Below are 19,013 nucleotides of genomic sequence, written 5' to 3' on the forward strand. Positions count from 1 at the left end.
GAAGAGAGGTTCACGCCGGCCGTAAAAAGTGTTGGAAAACTTATAAGCGGGAAATTTTAAATACGGCCACGGCCTGTGACAGTGAGCTGGCCTGTTGCTCCAGCGCAGCGGCGGCGGCGGCGGACTCTTCAACCAGTGAGGCGTTCTGTTGCGTCACGCGATCCATTTCCGTTACGGCCTGACCTACCTGGTCGATGCCGCGACTTTGTTCGTCAGAAGCAGACGCAATCTCGCCCATGATGTCGGTGACGCGCGTTACAGCGCCAACGATGTTATTCATGGTGCTGCCTGCGCTTTCAACCTGGAGGGAACCGCTGTCAACGCGCGCGACGGAGTCTTCGATCAAGCCTTTAATTTCTTTAGCGGCCTGGGCACTGCGCTGCGCCAGATTGCGCACTTCACCCGCCACGACGGCAAAGCCACGGCCCTGCTCACCTGCACGTGCCGCTTCGACGGCGGCGTTAAGCGCCAGAATGTTGGTCTGGAAAGCAATGCCATCGATCACGCTAATGATGTCAGCAATTTTCTTCGAACTGCCGGCAATCTCTTTCATGGTGGTTACAACACCGTCCACCACCTTGCCACCCTGCAGCGCAGTTTCCGATGCCGTTTGCGCCAGCTGAGAAGCCTGGCGGGCATTATCCGCATTCTGTTTCACCGTCGCGGTTAACTGCTCCATGCTGGCAGCGGTTTGTTCAAGCGATGCTGCCTGCTCTTCCGTACGGGCAGAAAGATCGTTGTTGCCAGCGGCGATTTCGCTGGCGCCGGTGAAAATGGCATCACATCCACTGCGCACCTCACCCACCGTGGAAACCAGAGAGCGTTGCATCTCATGAATGCCCTCTGCCAGCTGACTCATCTCATTGCGGCCTTCCACCAGAATGGGTTGCGTCAGGTCGCCAGAGGCGATGGTCCGAATATCCACCAGCAGACGTTGCAGAGGATGGATAAGAAGCTGGCGCAGCCCAAACCAACAGCCCATGATGACAACGATAACCAGTACGCCAACCATGCCAAGCAGCCACATCATCTGGGTAAAGGCCTGCTGGTTCTGCTCTGCCCCGTGCGCAGACAGTTCACTCTGCTTCATGCGCCATGTTGAATAGGTGGCCTGCATCGCCTGCTGTTTCTGCTCAATGTTTTGTTTAAACATACCTTCCAGATCTTTCGCTTTCAGGCTGGCGATCATGCCGCGCAGTCCGGTCAGGTAGGCGGCAAAATTGTGTTGCAGCTGATCGCGCAATTCGGTATCGGCCCCTGGCGTTTCAGGAATGGCGTTAAACTCCGTCAGGAACTGTTCACCTTTGTTGGCTTCGCTGATGGCTTTATCTGTCAGGCTCTCCAGCTGACCGCCATTCATCTGTGTCGCCAGGCTGGTTTGTAAGCGCAGCATGGCGCGGTTGAGCGTGGTACGTGACTGATTCAGCGCCATATAAGCATCGGTCATCGCCGCAACATTTCGGGTGGAAATTTGCGACAGGGCAAAGGCCTCTTTATCTTTGTGCAGCGCTGACCAGAACAGACTGCCCGATAGCAGCTGCATGGCACCGAAAAGCATCAGTACCGCAATAAGACTGGTCACCACTTTTATTCGTTTTAACATCGTTTTCCCCGAGCGTAATAAGTAAAGTGCAGGGGCTGTATCGGCGGGAAGATGAGATGTTTTAGTGAAGATCGAGGAAAAAGCAGCGTTTAAGGCTTTTGTAATTATTGATATCAGTCAATTGTGTTATTTAGCGGGAACGATCACAGACAACGCAAGAAGAATTAACATATTGCGAACGCTGTTAACGCGTTTGAAGCAGGCGAGAATGCAGAAAGCTATGGAGATCAACACGGGCCAGCGTTCACTGACCCGTGAAGGAAGATTAGGCAGTACGCAGGTTGTCTACCAGCGCCATCTCTTCGCTGCTCAGCAGCTTCTCGATGTCAACCAGAATCAACATGCGGTCGCCCAGTGCACCCAGACCGGTCAGGTACTCGGTGGACATTGTCACCGCAAACTCTGGTGAAGGACGGATCTGTTCCTGCGTCAACGACAGGACATCAGAAACGCCATCAACCACGATACCGACTACGCGGTTTTCCAGATTAAGGACGATTACGACCGTATTCTCATTGTACTCAACATCGGCCTGTGCAAACTTCACACGCAAATCGATGATGGGCACGATAACGCCACGCAGGTTGGTCACGCCACGAATAAAGTCAGGCGTGTTAGCAATGCGGGTTACCTGATCGTAGCCGCGAATTTCCTGAACCTTAAGAATATCGATGCCGTACTCTTCATCACCCAGCGTGAACACCAGGAATTCCTGACCAACGGTTTCGCCAGCAATTTTTGTCACGGTTGCCATTCCACTCATGTTATTTACCTTTTCGTTATCAATCAGGCGGCAGCGCCGGCCACACGTTTTTCACGGTTAAGTGATTGCAACGCCGAAACGTCAACAATCAACGCCACGCTGCCATCGCCGAGGATGGTGGCGGCTGAAATACCTGGTACTTTGCGATAGTTGCTTTCCAGGTTTTTAACGACAACCTGATGCTGACCGATTAACTGGTCTACCAGCAGCGCGTAACGCTTGCCCGCGCTTTGCAGAATCACCACGATGCCTTGCGTCGCTTCTGTTTTGGCCTCTTTCACATCAAAGACGTTCCACAGCTCAACCAGCGGCAGATATTCACCACGGACTTCCAGAACACACTCGCCACCCGCCAGCGGTTTTAACTCTTCTGCGCGAGGCTGTAATGATTCCATCACCGCGTTCAGCGGCAGAATGAAGACCTCATCGGCTACGCGCACTGACATACCGTCCAGAATGGCCAGCGTCAGCGGCAGCAGGATACGGATCGTGGTGCCTTTACCTTGTTTAGAGGCAATTTCAACGTGACCACCCATTTCCTGGATATTCCGTTTCACCACATCCATGCCCACACCACGACCAGACACATCGGTTACCTGTTCTGCGGTGGAGAAGCCTGGGGCGAAAATCAACATGCCAACTTCTTCGTCGCTCATGTTTTCGTGAACCGGCAAGCCGGATGTGAGCGCTTTAGCAAGAATACGTTCACGGTTAAGGCCCGCACCGTCATCTGACACTTCAATACAGATGTTGCCGCCCTGATGTTCTGCCGACAACGTCAGGTTGCCCGTTGCCACTTTTCCTGCGGCAATACGCTTGTCCGGCGACTCAATACCGTGGTCAAGACTGTTACGCACCAGATGCGTTAACGGATCGATGATACGTTCGATCAGGCTTTTATCCAGTTCGGTAGAACTGCCGAGTAAGGTCAGCTCGACTTCTTTGCCCAGTTTGCTGGCCAAATCGCGAACCAGACGCGGGAAGCGGCTGAACACATATTCCATCGGCATCATACGAATCGACATCACCGACTCTTGCAGGTCGCGTGCATTACGCTCCAACTGCCCCATGCTGTTCAGCAGTTCGCCATGGGCAACCGGGTCCAGCTCACCTGAACGCTGCGCCAGCATAGACTGGGTAATCACCAGTTCGCCCACCAGGTTAATCAACTGATCGACCTTTTCTACGGCAACACGGATGCTGCTTGATTCGCTGGTCTTGGCCGGTGCGGCAACACGTTTGCTTTCGCGCTTGACGGCAGCAACCGGCAATTCGGTCACGGTGGCGGTCTGCACTTCTGCAACCTCAGGCTCAGCATCGCTTTCCGCCGCTGCAGCAGCGTCGGCGTCTGCGCTCGGGAAGCGAATCTGTGCTTCATCAATCACAAAGCAGAGTACGGCAACAATATCGTCTTTACCGACGCCAGTGATGTGGCACTCAAGAGACGTCGAGCCTTTCTTGACGTCGCTGAGCGTGCCGAGGTTACCCAGCTCTTCCAGCATCAGGTCGATGTCTTTTTCTTTCAGATCGACCAGCTGCAGGTGGACGCTGTCTGCGCCCGCTTTCGCTGATTCTGCCTGACTTACTGGCACATCAAGTGAAACCACAACCGGTGCTGCAACCGGAAGACCTTTAGCCTCTAACGCCAGTTGGCGTAATGCTTCACAGATATACTTGAAGCTTTCCGCGTTAGGCTCTTGCGCGGTTTTATAAGCATCTAGCTGTTCCTGCATAATGTCTTTAGTTTCCAAAAACAGATTGATGATGTCGGTGCTGAGCTGCATCTCGCCGCGACGAGCACCATCCAGAATGTTTTCCAGGATATGGGTTGTTTCCTGTAAAACCGTAAAACCAAAGGTTCCGGCTCCGCCTTTAATAGAATGGGCGGCGCGGAAGATGGCGTTAAGCTGTTCAGAGTCTGGCTCCTGGGGATCGAGTCCCAACAGGTGTTGCTCCATATCCGCTAACAGCTCATCGGCTTCATCAAAAAACGTCTGGTAAAAATCGCTGATGTCCATGCTCACGGGAATCACCTCTGCTGTGAGGGGGCTGCTGTAGTCACCGCACCCGCCGATGATGCTGGCGGCGCGGAGGTTATTTTACCCGCACCAGCCGATGACGCTGGCGGTGCAGAGGTTACTGTTATCACCGCACTCGTCGACGAAGCTGACGGTGCAGGAGATACTGTGGTTACCGCACCAGTCGAAGACGCTGGTTGTGCGGATGTTGCTGTTTTCACCGCACCCGTCGAAGACGCTGGCTGCGTGGAAGTTCCTGTTTTTACCGCACCGCTCGATGATGATGGCGGCGTGGATGTGGCTGATTTAGCCGCACCCGCGGATGTGGCAGCGGATGAAGGCGCAGACGTCACGTTGTCTATCGCATTCCCTATTGAAGCTGAGGGTGCTGTCACCTTTTCAATGGCTGCCGGATCGCTGACCTGAACGGCGTCACTTTCAGCGTTCTCTTTTTCAATCGCGGCTTCGGTATCATGGTTCAAGACCAGCAGGCTAATACGGCGGTTTACTGCATCATCACCACCGCGGTTTTTCAGTTTCATCGTGTCAGCCATGCCGACGATACGAAGAATTTTTCCGCCATCCAGGCCACCAATCACCAGCTCACGACGGGAAGCATTGGCACGGTCAGCCGACAGCTCCCAGTTACTGTAGCCTTTATCGCCCCTGGCATACTGAATGTCATCCGTGTGCCCCGCGATACTGATTCGGTTGGGGATATCATTCAAAACCGGTGCAATCGCACGCAAAATATCGCGCATATAAGGTTCAACTTCAGCACTGCCGGTTTTGAACATTGGGCGATTCTGACTATCGATAATCTGAATACGCAGCCCTTCTTCCACCATATTGATGATCAAATGCGGACGCAGTGCTTTCAGGCGTGGGTCGGCTTCAATCAGCTGGTCGAGCTTTTCACGCAACCGGTTGAGGCGAATCTCATCCAGCTTGCGTTTCTGCGCATCCATATCCACAACCTTTTTAACTTCGCCATCCTTCTTGGTCGCATCGTCACCGCCGCCGGGGATAGGACTGCTGCTATCGCTGCTTCGCTGTCCACCCGTCAGCGCCACTTTTAATGGCGTCTGAAAATATTCCGCTATCTGGATCAACTGCTGTGGACTGGCGATCGACAGCAGCCACATCACCATAAAAAATGCCATCATCGCCGTCATAAAGTCGGCATAGGCAATTTTCCATGAGCCATGTCCTCCTTCATGTTTTTTATGTTTGCGCTTTCTAATCAGCACAATTGGGCGATTGCCATGTTTCATGAGGTCTGATCCGAAGTCTGTTTAGCCGGGTTCTTCGCGTTGCGAACGTGCTCTTCCAGTTCGCTGAACGAAGGACGTTCGGCTGAGTAAAGCGTTTTACGACCAAACTCGACGGCGATTTGCGGTGCGTAGCCATTCAGGCTGGACAGCAATGTCACTTTGACGCACTGCATCATTTTGGTCGTTTCAGCACATTTCTGACGTAATACTGACGCCAGAGGCGAAACAAAACCGTATGCCAGCAAAATCCCGAGGAAGGTTCCCACCATCGCATGTGCAACCAGCGCGCCTAACTCTGCAGCTGGGCGGTCGGCGGATGCAAGGGCATGTACCACACCCATTACCGCTGCCACGATACCGAAGGCTGGCAGGCCATCGCCTACTGCTGAGATACTTTGCGCAGGCACTTCACACTCGTGTTCGTAGGTTTCAATCTCTTCATCCATCAATGCTTCAATCTCAAACGCATTCATGTTGCCGCTGACCATCAGGCGTAAATAATCAGTGATGAAATCTACTAACTGTTTATCGGCTAAGATGCGGGGATAATTAGCAAAAATTTCGCTCTGCGCAGGATCTTCAATATCGCGCTCCAGCGATAACATGCCTTGCTGGCGAGATTTCGCCATTAGCCTGTAAAGCAGGGCCATTAAATCCATGTACACCGCTTTGTTGTATTTGGACCCGCGAAACAGCATCGGCAGGGCTTTCAGCGTCTTTTTAATCGCCTTACCGTTGTTCCCCACCAGAAAAGCACCCAGACCTGCACCGGCGATCATCAACAGTTCAGCAGGCTGGTACAGCGCGCCAAGATGGCCGCCTACTAAAGCGTATCCGCCCAACACGGAACCTAATACAACGATGTAACCTATAATTATCAGCACAAAAAATCCTTACGTCCGTAACGTGTTGGTCGACGTTAAGCCAGAGACCCAGGTGATATTCACCACGTGGAGGCAAAAAAAAAGCAGCGGGATTAACCGCTGCTGGATGACTTCCACATTGCGAACAAATTTAAACGGCTTGTTTAACCTGTTCATCCAGCAGTTGTGGAAAGATATCGGCAGTATCTGCAGAAAGTTTACGTCTTTTTACGGCACGTGATGGCGGCTGGCACAGGCTGCAAACAAAACTGCCAATGGGCTGATGTGCATGATTAATAAAGCTACCATTGCAGCTTTTGCAGTCAGATAATTCCAGCATACCGCTTTCAACGAATCGCACCAGGGTCCAGGCGCGTGTCAGCGCCAACAGCGGGCCCTCGTCCGATTGCGGGCACTGCTCAAGATAGAGACGATAGGCTTTAATTACCGCATCAATACCTTTGCTCAAACCGGTTTTCAGTAAGAAAGTCCAGGCGTTACAGAACATGGAAGAGTGAATATTCTGTTCCCACGTCATGAACCAGTCAGTAGAGAAAGGCAACATGCCTTTTGGTGGCGGACTACCACGCAACTCTTTATACAGTTTAATCAGGCGACCGCGGCTAAGCTGGGTTTCACTTTCCAGCATTTGTAAGCGCGCACCCAGTGTGATCAACTCCATCGCGAGCTGAATATCACGTGCTTCCTGAACAATACTTTTTTCACCCATTATACCGCCCTCTTTTTAGTAGGCGCGGCGTCTTTAGACGCGCTGCGTAGTAAACGGCTGGATAACAGAATCCCGGTGTGGATTTGTTGTAAATCATCCACGCGTGATTCCTGCGTCAGGCGATTAATAACGGTGCTATCGGTAAAACGAAACTGACACACAAGTTGATTGGTCTCAGCTAATTTTACCATTTCAGGTAAGGTTAATTCAGACAATGCGTCTGCCATCTTTTCATCAATCCCGAGGCGAAACATTGCCGAAGCTTTTTCCTGGTTAATTAATCGCTGCGCGAGCAGTAAATATGACAAGTTGATATCGTAAATATGTTTTAGTAATTCAGATGTACCCATTTTTCCATCCTGAGAGACGCGACGTAACTTACCGCAGATAACTTCTCTGCGTATCGAGCTGCTGGTTGGTAAATCTAAAGATGGCAAAATAATTAATCATAAACAGCCAATGGTTCTGAGCACTGCTTCTTTTTGTGACCCTTTTACGTCCGGGTCAGAAGTCATTTTTCAGTCCACTTTATTCTTAAGTCGTTAACCTTCTTCCGTGAGGTCTTTTCACATTTTTTAAGACTAATCCGAAAACAAGGCAAATCTATATCGTCTGATCCTCACATACAACGACAGTTAGGTTAAATTTTAGATAAAGTGTGACGCAGGTCACACTTTTGCCCCTATTTTCTTCAGAAATACTTTATGATCACACTTTGCATGGCTAATTTTTGAACAAATCCGTGTTTTTTTGTAGGGATTTGTCCTGACAAGGACTTAATTGGCAACAAAACCAAGACGGAATTGAAACAGGGTGGTTGAGCTCACGTTTATGTTCGCGAATGCAATTTGCGCCCTATTTAGAACCAGCCAAAACCATAAAACCAGTGGAATACTCTGTCACCAGAAACAATTATTCGTATTCAAATTAGACAGTTAGACGTTTACTGGCCCCTGAAGACAACCAGTAATGAAAGGCAGCTCAGAAGGATTAGGCGCTTTCTGACAATCCGGTATAAAGGCCGACAGCAAGGTGTTTAGGAGGCGATCGTCGATGTAACAAGGAGTTACATTAAGAACGTGAATGAATTGCAGGCAGGATACTTTTGTGCACTTAGACTATCGGCAGAATTGAAGAGAACTTTAGCTTAACCAGGTAAAAATAGTGTTTTGCCATTTTTGTTACTCATCCTGAGGTCAGGATGGCGTCATACCGTACAGCCGCAGGTCAGGTGAGGCTTTGCGTTAAGGATAACCTATTAGAAACCTGAGTCATGGGACTGGCGAGGCCAGACGCGTTTTGTGGGGGTGAGAAAAGGTTTTGCGAGGTAAGGGATAAGTACGGCAAACAGCAAGCCATCCGTGGCTTGCTGAGGCATCAGGCGAGTTTAGGAAAGGTTGCCACTTTATTCGCTATTCCATGATCTGCGCTACGTGGCGCAATCTTTTCCAGATCGCGTAAGAAGCTTTCACGCCAGGCGGTGATATCGTTTTTGCGTAATACCGCCATCATGTCGTTATAGCGTGAAATCCTTTCTGTACGGGGCATGGTAATGGCCTTATCCAGCGCTGCGGCCACTTCATCCCGATCATAAGGATTCACTATCAATGCCGAGGTCAGCTCATTAGCTGCACCGGCAAAACGGGACAGCACCAGTACGCCTGGGTCATCCGGGTCCTGCGCCGCAACATACTCTTTCGCCACCAGGTTCATACCATCACGCAGCGGTGTGACCAAACCGACGTCGGTTAGGCGGAAGATTTTCATCAGCAAGCGACGATCAAAGTGCTGGTTGAGGTAATAGAGTGGTGTCCAGCCAAGCGTACCGTATTTACCGTTGATGCGCCCTGCTTCGGTTTCAAGCTGATGGCGGATGTCCTGGTAAGCCTGCACATCACCACGTGACGTTGGCGCGATCTGCGAGTAGCGGATTTTACCCCGATGTTGAGGATAGTTTTCCAGCAGCGCTTCATAAGCCAGGAAGCGTTCGGGAAGCCCTTTGGAGTAATCCAGCCGTTCACAGGCAATGATATTACGCGCATCGCCGAGCTCTTTTTTCATCGCGGCCATCTTCGGTGGCAACGGCCCTTCTGCCATCTCTTTAATGCTGTCTGGTTCAATCCCGATAGGGTAAACCTCAGTCATAAAGGTGTTGCCGTAGGCGCGATGTTTCTTATCACCCTTGTTCTGCAACTGGGTCAGTTGGCTGACGCTGTCGAGAAAGGCGACGCGATCTGATTCTGTCTGGAAACCCAGTAAATCGTATTCGCACAGCATCTCCAGCAGTTCCTGATGCGGAGGCAGCGCATTGAAAATTTCCGGCGTAGGGAACGGAATATGCAGGAAGAAACCGATACGGTTGTTGATGCCTGCCCGACGCAGCGCGGCGGCGAACGGCAAAAAGTGGTAATCATGAATCCACAAGATGTCATCCGGCTGGATCAATGGCTTCAGGCGCTGTGCCACCGCATCATTTACCTCGCAGTAGCCTTCCCAGGCTTCACGCTGGAACTGCACTAAATCCAGGCGGTAATGGAAGGCAGGCCAGATAACGGTGTTGGAGAACTGGCAGTAGTAGAGATCGTACTCGTTCTGGCTCAAAGGGAAAGAAGCGTACTCAATACCGTCGTGCTCCATGACCGATACCGGGTTTTCTTCCTCGCCTGAAAACTCACTAATCTCACCGTTCCAGCCAAACCAGAGTCCGCCAGTGCTCTTAAGCGCATCCAGAATACCGACTGCAAGGCCGCCTGCACTGGTTTTGTTCCCATTTGGCATGGCGATACGGTTAGATACAACCACTAAACGACTCATAACCTAAACTCCTTACCAACGTTGTCTTTCTCTAATTGTAATCGTGTTCTTTCAAGCCAGGCATGGACATCCGTAACGTCATGTAAACGATAACGTGCCTCGCTTGGGCCTTCTCCGACTTTTATCGAGATCCCCTGCATCGCATTCACTGCAGCGAATCCTTTTTCATCTGTGAGGTCGTCGCCGATAAATACGGGGATACGGCCTGAGAATGGCGCTTCCTGCATAAATTTATGGACGGCTGCGCCTTTATCAATACCGGTAGGTTTGATTTCAACGACGCATTTGCCTGGCTGCAGCGCAAGGCCATCAAAACGGCTGACTGCCGCCTCTGCCAGCTGCATGACATCCTGCTCGTACTGCGGTGCGCGACGAAAATGCAGCGCAAACGCCATGCCTTTGGCTTCAAGTTGCGTGCCGGGCCACTGCGCCATCGCATTCTCAAGCATGATTTTTAGCGGACGTTCAACGTCGTCCGGCAAGGTCACCCGGTGCAGCTCGCCTGTCGCATCGCGCCGTTCTGCGCCATGAACGCCCGCTGCTGGTGCACGCAGAGGAGCCGCCAGTGCGTCAAGTTGTTCAACGGGTCGACCTGAGACCAGCGCCAGTGCGCCGTGGCATAAAGATGAGAGCCGTTGCAGTTGTGCGACGACATTTTCTGGAATGAAAACGGCATCTGGCTGGGACTGAATCGCTGCCAGCGTGCCATCAACATCAAAAAAGAAGGCATACAGACCGCCGCTCAATGACGGGAATGAGGCATCACTATCTGCCGTCTGGGTCACGTGTCTTCTCCTGTAAATAGGTTCATCATCAGGACATTACAGCAGAGGGATTTCAGCAAGAGGTTGGCTCAAGGCCATATGAAGTAAGGAGAGTGCGTGGTAAAACCCTGCAATTCTATAACGTTATCTCCAAAAACAAACGCGTTTCAATGCTGATAAACCCGCTGACTGTCATTGTCGCCACATAAAGTGTAGTCGCTATCTTCTGTTCTGCCAGAAATATGCATTTCCCGTGCCAGCCGTCTCGCTTTAACAGGGTCGTAGAAAATTTCACTTGCATTTCGCGATTACTGGATCGTTTTTGCGCAAATCCAGACGAAACATAAATGTAATAAATGGACCTGTTTAAGGTTTTCCTAATCTTTCACAGGCAGACTCGACAATATTATTGTCGGCAAATATGTCCTGTCTGTTCTGGACATTTTGATCCCGGCTTTTGCTTCTGGGTTAAATGAATATTCCTCAATTGATAATAAGGGTGATTAATTGTTTTTTCTTATAGCGTATGGCTACCCTCTTTTTCTGATGATTCCTTTTTAAATTGGCGCACTGTCCTTTTTTACTGATTAGATTATTTTTACCAATGCTGAACGCTGTATTTGCCGAAAGGGATGCGTGCTTTACGATAAACGTGCACGTTAACGCGCTTTCTGGTCTTAGCAAATGCGGGCAGGCCGCCGGCGTAAACGCGGTATCATTCAGGCATTGAGTACGGGATGCCTGTAACAGATATTCGTCGTGCGATGTAAAAGTCGCATTTCCCCGGATTCGATAGGCGGCCTTCTGGTTTTCGGTCAAAATGCTCAACATGCATGTCCTGAGAAATCCGAGTCTGTTGAGGCGGAGGCGCTGCAACCTCTCTTCCAATAACCTGCGCTGGTTGGTAAAGGTCCCCAAAAAACGATTATGAAGATATTGATTGTTGAAGACGATACCCTGCTCTTACAGGGACTGGTACTGGCGCTGGAAGGTGCAGGCTACGTTTGTGATGGTGTTTCGACGGCGCGTTCCGCAGAAGCGCATCTGGCTAATGGGCTCTATAGCCTGCTGGTTCTGGATATCGGCCTACCAGATGAAGACGGGCTGCATTTGTTGCAACGTCTGCGTCGGCAAAAGCAGATGCAGCCGGTGTTGATCCTGACCGCTCGCGATACCATAGAGGAGCGCATTGCGGGACTGGACGCCGGGGCTGATGACTATTTGATAAAGCCTTTTGCACTGGATGAGTTGCTGGCACGGATTCGTGCGCTGATCAGGCGTCACGTTAATCAGGGTGACTCCCGCGTCGAGGTGGGTAATCTGTCGCTGGATATGACTCACCGCCAGATTCATCTGGACAATACGCTACTGGACCTCACACCAAAAGAGTTCTCCATCCTGTCCCGCCTGATGCTTAAGGCGGGCCATCCGGTTCATCGCGAGTTGCTGTATCAGGACATCTACAACTTTGATAATGAACCTTCCACCAATACGCTTGAAGTTCATATTCATAACCTGCGTGACAAGATTGGCAAAAGCATGATCCGTACAGTGCGCGGTTTCGGCTATGCCTTATCGCCGTCGCGTACAGAAAAAGAGTCGTGATAACCATGAATCCTTATCGCTCTGGCACCACGATGCGTTTTCGGCTGATGCTCACGATTGGCCTGATCATGCTGTTTTTTCAGTTGATCAGCGTTGCGTGGCTCTGGCATGAAAGCAAAGAACAGGTACAGTTTTTGGTTGAAGCCCATCTGCATAACCGCAATATGGATAAGCACGTTAATAAAGAAGTGCGCGAAGCCATCGTCAGCCTTGCCTTGCCAAGCCTGGTGATGATTACCCTGACGCTGCTGCTGTGCTATCAGGCGGTAAGATGGATTACGCGCCCGCTTTATCAACTGCAGCACGAACTCGAAAGTCGCAGTGAAGTGAATCTGGAACCGATTGTCTTTGAAGGCTCGGTGCAGGAGATTGACGCGGTGACGCAGGCTATTAATCGGCTCGTCGCGCGCTTAACCGCCAGTCTGGAACGTGAACGACTCTTCACTGCCGATGTTGCCCATGAACTGCGGACGCCTTTGGCCGGGCTGCGGTTACATCTTGAGCTGTTACAACGTAATCAGGCGGTCGATACTCAGCCTTTATTACAGCGGCTGGATCAGATGACTGCAAATGTCGCCCAGTTGCTGCAACTCACGCGTGCCGGTCAGCAGTTTACCTCTGGCAGCTACCAGAATGTCGCGATGGTGGATGAGGTGATCCTGCCGATGGAAGCCGAGCTGAGCGCGATGCTTGAGGCGCGTAACCAGACACTCACTCTGGACGTTGAAAACGCTTTCGTGGTTAAAGGCGATGCCATATTGCTCAGGATGCTGCTGCGTAATCTGGTCGAGAACGCCCATCGCTATAGCCCACCCGAAGGCAACATTACGGTTCGGCTTGAAAACGCCACCGGCATGTCGCTGGTTATAGAGGATGAAGGGGCCGGGATTGATGAGAGTATGAGCGGTGAACTGAGCAAAGCGTTTGTGCGCATGGATACGCGCTATGGCGGCATCGGGCTGGGATTGAGTATTGTCAGCCGGATTGTCCAACTGCATAACGGAAAATTTCTGCTGGAAAATCGCCCTGACCGTTCAGGCTGCCGCGCCAGGGTAAACTTCGCTGGCGTGCTTTAGCCGTTGAACCAGCAGGCCAGGAAGGCAATCACTGTGCAGACGGCAATCATGGTAGCAAGATATTCGCTGCTGCTGCGCGACGAAACAGAACTGACGGATACGCTAGTGGTTTTCATTGGTCTCTCCGATAACGTTTTATGCAGTATCTCTTCCTTATATTAAGGAAACATTAAACCGCACTGCCCTCAGGTTTCCCTTCAGGCACAGGCAAGCAATCCCTGCTACGCTAAGTCATTCGCCTCACGTCATTTCCTGACCCTGCTACAGGCTGACACGGAGTGAATTGCCTTGTGGCGTTGAAAACGATCGATCCCATCCCCACCTCTTTCCTTCAGACCAGACAGGAGTAACTTTATGGCTATCGAATATGCAGTGATCGCAGGCGGCTGTTTCTGGTGTACAGAAGCGGTATTTAAAGATGTGATCGGCGTTGAGTCAGTGGAAAGTGGTTATACCGGTGGCGAGCGCCCTAATCCGACCTATGAGCAGGTGTGCAGCGGTGCCACCGGCCATGCCGAAGCCATTCGTATTGGTTTTGATCCTGAGAAGGTTAGCTACGGTGATTTGCTGGACATCAGCTTTGCAACCCACGATCCGACCCAGCTTAATCGTCAGGGCAATGACATCGGTACACAGTACCGTTCCGCTATTTTTGTTGAGACGCCGGAGCAGGAAGCAGAAGCCCGGGCGGCCATTGCGCGCGCTCAGCAGGATCACAATGACCCGATCGTGACAACCATTGAGCCGTTAAAAGCATGGTATCCGGCGGAAGGTTATCATCAGGATTATTGGGAAGGTGCCGGTCAGCGCAACGGTTACTGCATGGCGGTGATTCCACCTAAACTGCAAAAGCTGCGTAAGAGTTTTGCTAACCGGGTAAAAAGCGCGCAGTAAGCTTACGCATCCTGGCGAATCTTCCCGACAAATGCGCTGTGCACTGTCGCGTTTTTTGCACTAAAAAACCGACTTTTGCGCAGCCTTAATGCGATTCGTTCAGAGCTTAAGCGAATAGAACAAAAGAGAAAAATAGTGCTTGACCGTTTCAGGCCGACTCCCTATAGTAGCGCCCCGTTGACCCAGCGCGGTCAGCGACAATTTGCGGTGAGGTGTCCGAGTGGCTGAAGGAGCACGCCTGGAAAGTGTGTATACGGCAACGTATCGGGGGTTCGAATCCCCCTCTCACCGCCATCTTCAAAGAAGAGCCTGAACTCACGTTCAGGCTTTTTTTTACCTATTCTCCGCTGAGGGGGATGAGAAGCCCCGACCGGGGTTCGACAAAACGGCCCCGCCGTTTTGCATGGCCGCAGGCCACCCGCAGGGCGAGCGCAGCGAGTGAATCCCCCTCTCACCGCCATCTTCAAAGAAGAGCCTGAACTCACGTTCAGGCTTTTTTTTACCTATTCTCCGCTGAGGGGGATGAGAAGCCCCGACCGGGGTTCGGCGTCTACATACCTTGATGCTTAGAGGTAAAGAGCTCAGGGCCGTTATCGCGAAGAAGTTGCAGCATCCGCATCACTGGCGGGCTCGGTGTGATTTCACCTCGCTCCCATTTCGATACGCTATCGACCGTCATGCCAAATGAGAGCGCCACAAGCGATTGCGACATTCCCCAACGCATGCGCACGTCTTTAATTTCAGTTGCCGTCATGGGCTTTACTGCTGCAATACGCGCGCGGAGTTCACGATTTTTTGCGCGCTTTGCTATGGACTCCACTTCTTCATCTGTTGCCAGTCCTAACGCGTGAAACGCTTTCGCATCTTCAAGTAGTTCGCTCAATTCGGCGGGTTCAGTTTTCATTACATTTAACCTCTCTGACCATTCCGCTTCTGACGAGCAGGCTCATCACTTCACTGTTTGCACGGAAAAACATTCTTGCCACATCCCTGTAGGTATCCAGCTGATCTTGATCGATTTCCCTGGCGTATTTCCTCGACAAGTTTTTAACCCATCCATCGTAATAAACCAGGTTGGTGCCTTGTCTGAAGAAGATGACCGTTCGCGCGCCGCCACGCTTGCCCTGGCGAAGAGCAAGGCGCTTTTTAATAACGCCCCCGCCTAAGTCAGCCTCAAACACGCCAGTAATAACGTCACCTGCTGCGTAACACAGGACGCTGTCTGTCAGACGCGTTTTTTTAAACACTCTGTCAAAACGTTTATGAACATAAAGCGTAAAACCCATGAAAAGTCCCTTTTCGTTATGGCGAGAATTATAGTAATGATTACTACACTTCACAAGCCTGAGGCTCCTGGTCTTACGTCCAAATGGGTCTGAAGCTATTCGTGAAAAAGCAAGAAATCCAATCGGTGCGCATCGCCATTACCGCTGGCCATGAATAACACCCGCCCACACTATCAGCGATTCAGATTCCCCCCTCCCCTGTTCACGCCTTGCGTACGCGAAGTGCGAGCCGCTCCCCAAAAAATTACACGCTACGAAATGTATCCCCCACCAATACAAAAGGCCTACCGGTCTACCCGGCAGGCCCTTAACACATCCATCCCTTATTTTTTATCCAGTGACCATGTCGCGCTGCTGACATCCACCTTCACCGGCAATAATCCAATCTGCGTAAATTTATCCGCAAGTGTCTGCTGCTCTTTAAAGACATCCGGCGTCATTCGCTCGGCCCCTAAGGGCATTCTTGCCAGCGCGCGCTGCCAGATAGGTTCGGGCAGGCCCGTCGAGCCAGACAAAATTTTAGCGGCTTCGCCCTGATTTTTATTGGCCCAGCTGCTCAGCTTTTCAAGTTCTGAAAGAACCTGTTTTGCGGTGTCGGGATGACCGTCAGCAAATTTGCGACTGGCCAGATAAAAAGTGTAGTGCGGCACCAGGCCTTCGGCATTTTTGAGCAGCCGCGCTCCCGCGTTGGTTTCTACTTCCGCCAGGTAAGGGTCCCAGATGACCCATGCGTCCACCGCGCCACGCTGGAATGCCGCTCGTGCATCAGCCGGAGGAAGATAAACCGGCGTGATGTCTTTGTAGCTCAGCCCCGCCTGCTCCAGGGCTGATACCAGCAAATAGTTCACATCCGATCCCTTGTTCAGGGCGACGCGCTTGCCTTTTAAATCCTTGACACTTTTTATCGTCGAATCTGCGGGCACCACAATGGCTTCGGTTTGTGGATTCGCCGGCGAGTGCCCCAGATAAACCAGGTCAGCCTGTGCGGCCTGCGCAAAGGTTGGCGGCGCATCACCGGTTGCAGCCAGATCGATACTGCCGATGTTAAGCCCTTCCAGCATTTGCGGGCCTGCCGGAAACTCCACCCAGTGCACCGCAATCCCCTGCTTTTTGAATTCGCTGTCCAGCGTGCCACGGTATTTGAGTAAGGCAAAAATATTGGCCTTCTGAAAACCGATATTCACCACGTTGAGCTTTTCTTCTGCCTGTGCCGTCACGATAGTGCCAATGTGCGCGACCGCAAGCAGCGCGCTAAATAAGATTTTTTTCATGTCTCTTTCCTGAGTGGTGTTGTCATCAGCGCAACATAACAAATCAGGCGCAAACAGCTTAATGCGTAAAACGTCTATCTTTAGTCATAAAACGTCATTGCGGCCATACCCTGTCACGCACGTTAATCGCTCGGGGAAACAGGCCGAGCGCATAAAAGCGATCGGCGATTCTCTGCTGCTCACGAATGATAGCCAGGTTCATCGACTGTGTTTGATGGCTTCGCCGGGCTAACGCACGTCGCAGCGCGCTATCGGACATGCCCAGCTCTCCGGCCAGCAGCCCGGCGGCCTCTTGCGGGTACGCATCAATATAGCGTCCTGTCTGCTCCAGGGCGGTCATCAATATCTGCAGCAGGTCTGGCGAATGGTTCGCGAAGTGATGGTCCGCAAGGTAGAACTGATGGTTATTCACTCGCCCGACACCGTCGGCAATGACCCGAAGCTGATCCCCGCTTTCCGCCTCGCTCAGTAAAGGGTCCCACATCATCCATGCATCAACGGCATTCAGATCGCTGGGCGTTAACGGATATTTAGGCGGTGCATAAACAATCCGCACGTCCTCCGGCGTCAACCCTGCCTCATCCAGGATTTGCAGTAGCAGAAAATGGACGTTGGAACCTTTATTCACCGCAATACGTCTGCCCTTTAAATCGGCAATCTGGTTTATTGGGCTGTGCTTTGCCACCAGCAGCGCCACGCTTTGCGGCGCGGGCGGTTCCCAGGCAACATAGACCAGTGCGCAGTGACTGGCCTGGGCAAACAAAGGCGGCACTTCACCCGTGGTGCCAAAATCTATTTCCCGGTGGCTCAGCGCGTGTAACAACTGAGGCCCGGCGGGAAACTCGCTCCACAGGACACTGACGTTTTGCCCGGCCAGCTGCTGTTCAAGTTGCTGGCGCGCTTTGAGGATGCCAAGGTTGCCGAACTTTTGATAACCGATGCGCAACTCGCGCTCCTGCGCGACGGCCGTTGAAGCAGTGCGGGGGCTTGACATCAGGCTACGGCGCGGCTTGATGATGCCGAAATGGCCAAGGTGGGTACGCAGGCTGTTACGGCTGATTCCCAGCAGCGCCGCGGCCTGTAACTGGTTGCCCTGGCTCAGTTCATAGGCATTTCTGACCAGCGCCTCAATGACGCGGGGATAAAGTGGCGACTCGCTGCACTGGATCTGCTGGCGAATAAACGCATCAAGCGCATCCTGCTTTTGTACCTGTCCCGCGCCCGTCACCGTGCCCAGCCGCAGCTGCTGGGGTTCTATCTGCGGTGTTTCGCAGAGCAACACCGCGTTGTGCAATGTATTTTCCAGCTCCCGGATGTTCCCCGGCCAGGAATAGGCTTTGAGCGTTTCCATCGCCTCGTCGCTCAGACGCAACTGCGGTCGCCCCAGTCGGCGCGCATACCGTTGCAGAAAATAGTCTGCCAGAACCGGGATATCCTCTGACCGCTGGCGCAGCGGGGGCAAGGCAACGCTGGCGACGTTAAGCCGGTAGTAGAGATCTTCACGAAACCGCCGCTCGGCTATCGCCGTTGTCAGATCGCGGTTCGTCGCGGCAATAACCCGGACATCAACCTTCACAGCCTGAGAAGATCCCACGCGGGTAATTTCCCTTTCCTGTAGCACGCGAAGCAGTTTGACCTGAAGGGGCAGACTGAGTTCGCCGATTTCATCCAGCAGTAACGTTCCGCCCTGCGCGGCCTCAAACCAGCCACGATGGCGATCGCCCGCCCCGGTAAACGCCCCCTTTTCATGACCAAAGAGTTCAGACTCGGCCAGGCTCTCCGTCAGCGCACCGCAGTTAACCGCCATAAAGGGCGCATGACGACGCTGGCTGTGATGATGCAGATAGCGCGCCATCACCTCTTTGCCGGTACCCGTTTCACCGATGATCAAGACGGTGGCGTCCGTGGGTGCCAGCTGATCCAGAATATGCCTGAACGCCAGGGAAGCGGGGTCAATTAAATCGGGGCCAGCGTGCTGCATAGCGCATTCCTGCAGAGTGAGTGAACGCTAAACATATCCCTTGTTGCGGTCAGAAACGAGCCGGTGCCGGT

Annotated in this window: 17 protein-coding genes, 1 tRNA gene and 1 other RNA gene; 5 read left to right on the plus strand and 14 right to left on the minus strand. The window is 52.2% G+C overall.

Annotated features, from left to right (window positions below; all coding sequences use genetic code 11):
* Positions 1-40: 40 nt before the first annotated feature.
* From A6A26_RS17535 to A6A26_RS17580, 10 genes are all read right to left on the minus strand, one after another.
* Positions 41-1,603 (minus strand): methyl-accepting chemotaxis protein, encoded by a 1,563-nt coding sequence (locus tag A6A26_RS17535; RefSeq protein ID WP_063879921.1) that lies wholly within the window; start codon positions 1,601-1,603, stop codon positions 41-43.
* Between the two features lie 265 nt (positions 1,604-1,868).
* Positions 1,869-2,366 (minus strand): chemotaxis protein CheW, encoded by a 498-nt coding sequence (gene cheW / locus A6A26_RS17540; protein ID WP_013026106.1) that lies wholly within the window; start codon positions 2,364-2,366, stop codon positions 1,869-1,871.
* Between the two features lie 23 nt (positions 2,367-2,389).
* A complete protein-coding gene (gene cheA / locus A6A26_RS17545) occupies positions 2,390-4,384 on the minus strand; it encodes a chemotaxis protein CheA (RefSeq protein WP_172823927.1) in 1,995 nt (664 codons plus the stop codon).
* A gap of 11 nt (positions 4,385-4,395) precedes the next feature.
* Entirely contained in the window at positions 4,396-5,658 is a 1,263-nt protein-coding gene (gene motB, locus A6A26_RS17550; protein ID WP_063879923.1) for a flagellar motor protein MotB, read from the minus strand.
* Positions 5,655-6,542, minus strand: a complete 888-nt coding sequence (gene motA, locus A6A26_RS17555; RefSeq protein WP_063879924.1) for a flagellar motor stator protein MotA — start codon at positions 6,540-6,542, stop codon at positions 5,655-5,657. The genes motB and motA overlap by 4 nt, the downstream gene beginning before the upstream one ends.
* 130 nt (positions 6,543-6,672) lie before the next feature.
* Positions 6,673-7,251 (minus strand): flagellar transcriptional regulator FlhC, encoded by a 579-nt coding sequence (gene flhC, locus A6A26_RS17560; RefSeq protein WP_063879925.1) that lies wholly within the window; start codon positions 7,249-7,251, stop codon positions 6,673-6,675.
* Positions 7,251-7,601 (minus strand): flagellar transcriptional regulator FlhD, encoded by a 351-nt coding sequence (flhD, locus tag A6A26_RS17565; protein ID WP_006120236.1) that lies wholly within the window; start codon positions 7,599-7,601, stop codon positions 7,251-7,253. The genes flhC and flhD overlap by 1 nt, the downstream gene beginning before the upstream one ends.
* Positions 7,602-8,628: 1,027 nt before the next feature.
* On the minus strand, positions 8,629-10,065 hold the full coding sequence (gene otsA / locus A6A26_RS17570; RefSeq protein WP_063879926.1) for an alpha,alpha-trehalose-phosphate synthase: 1,437 nt from the start codon (positions 10,063-10,065) through the stop codon (positions 8,629-8,631).
* A complete protein-coding gene (gene otsB, locus A6A26_RS17575; RefSeq protein ID WP_063879927.1) occupies positions 10,062-10,850 on the minus strand; it encodes a trehalose-phosphatase in 789 nt (262 codons plus the stop codon). The genes otsA and otsB overlap by 4 nt, the downstream gene beginning before the upstream one ends.
* A gap of 462 nt (positions 10,851-11,312) precedes the next feature.
* Positions 11,313-11,660, minus strand: coding sequence for a hypothetical protein (locus A6A26_RS17580; RefSeq protein ID WP_063879928.1), 348 nt, complete (start codon positions 11,658-11,660; stop codon positions 11,313-11,315).
* Positions 11,661-11,756: 96 nt separating this feature from the next.
* Here A6A26_RS17580 and pmrA point away from each other — a divergent pair, with 96 nt between their 5' ends.
* The 5 genes from pmrA to A6A26_RS17605 all read left to right on the plus strand — a co-directional run bounded on the left by pmrA (position 11,757) and on the right by A6A26_RS17605 (position 14,864).
* A complete protein-coding gene (pmrA, locus tag A6A26_RS17585) occupies positions 11,757-12,434 on the plus strand; it encodes a two-component system response regulator PmrA (RefSeq protein WP_063879929.1) in 678 nt (225 codons plus the stop codon).
* 5 nt (positions 12,435-12,439) lie between these two features.
* Positions 12,440-13,510 (plus strand): two-component system sensor histidine kinase PmrB, encoded by a 1,071-nt coding sequence (gene pmrB, locus A6A26_RS17590; RefSeq protein WP_063881194.1) that lies wholly within the window; start codon positions 12,440-12,442, stop codon positions 13,508-13,510.
* 354 nt (positions 13,511-13,864) lie between these two features.
* The gene (gene msrA / locus A6A26_RS17595) at positions 13,865-14,404 is read left to right on the plus strand and encodes a peptide-methionine (S)-S-oxide reductase MsrA (protein WP_063879930.1); all 540 of its coding nucleotides are present in this window, start codon (positions 13,865-13,867) and stop codon (positions 14,402-14,404) included.
* Between the two features lie 206 nt (positions 14,405-14,610).
* Positions 14,611-14,698: transfer RNA gene (locus A6A26_RS17600), tRNA-Ser, on the plus strand.
* 41 nt (positions 14,699-14,739) lie between these two features.
* Positions 14,740-14,864: non-coding RNA, RtT sRNA (locus A6A26_RS17605), on the plus strand.
* Between the two features lie 90 nt (positions 14,865-14,954).
* Here A6A26_RS17605 and A6A26_RS17610 read toward each other — a convergent pair.
* The 4 genes from A6A26_RS17610 to A6A26_RS17625 form a co-directional block, all read right to left on the minus strand.
* Positions 14,955-15,308, minus strand: coding sequence for a type II toxin-antitoxin system MqsA family antitoxin (locus A6A26_RS17610; RefSeq protein WP_063879931.1), 354 nt, complete (start codon positions 15,306-15,308; stop codon positions 14,955-14,957).
* Complete coding sequence (locus A6A26_RS17615) at positions 15,298-15,690, minus strand: type II toxin-antitoxin system RelE/ParE family toxin (RefSeq protein ID WP_063879932.1); 393 nt, start codon at positions 15,688-15,690, stop codon at positions 15,298-15,300. Before A6A26_RS17615 ends, A6A26_RS17610 begins: the two co-directional genes overlap by 11 nt.
* 323 nt (positions 15,691-16,013) lie before the next feature.
* Positions 16,014-16,961 (minus strand): sulfonate ABC transporter substrate-binding protein, encoded by a 948-nt coding sequence (locus tag A6A26_RS17620; protein WP_063879933.1) that lies wholly within the window; start codon positions 16,959-16,961, stop codon positions 16,014-16,016.
* 94 nt (positions 16,962-17,055) lie between these two features.
* A complete protein-coding gene (locus A6A26_RS17625) occupies positions 17,056-18,942 on the minus strand; it encodes a sigma-54-dependent Fis family transcriptional regulator (protein ID WP_063879934.1) in 1,887 nt (628 codons plus the stop codon).
* Positions 18,943-19,013: the final 71 nt, after the last annotated feature.

It is taken from the genome of Pantoea sp. OXWO6B1 (assembly GCF_001641135.1).
In the GTDB taxonomy this organism is placed as follows: domain Bacteria; phylum Pseudomonadota; class Gammaproteobacteria; order Enterobacterales; family Enterobacteriaceae; genus Pantoea; species Pantoea allii.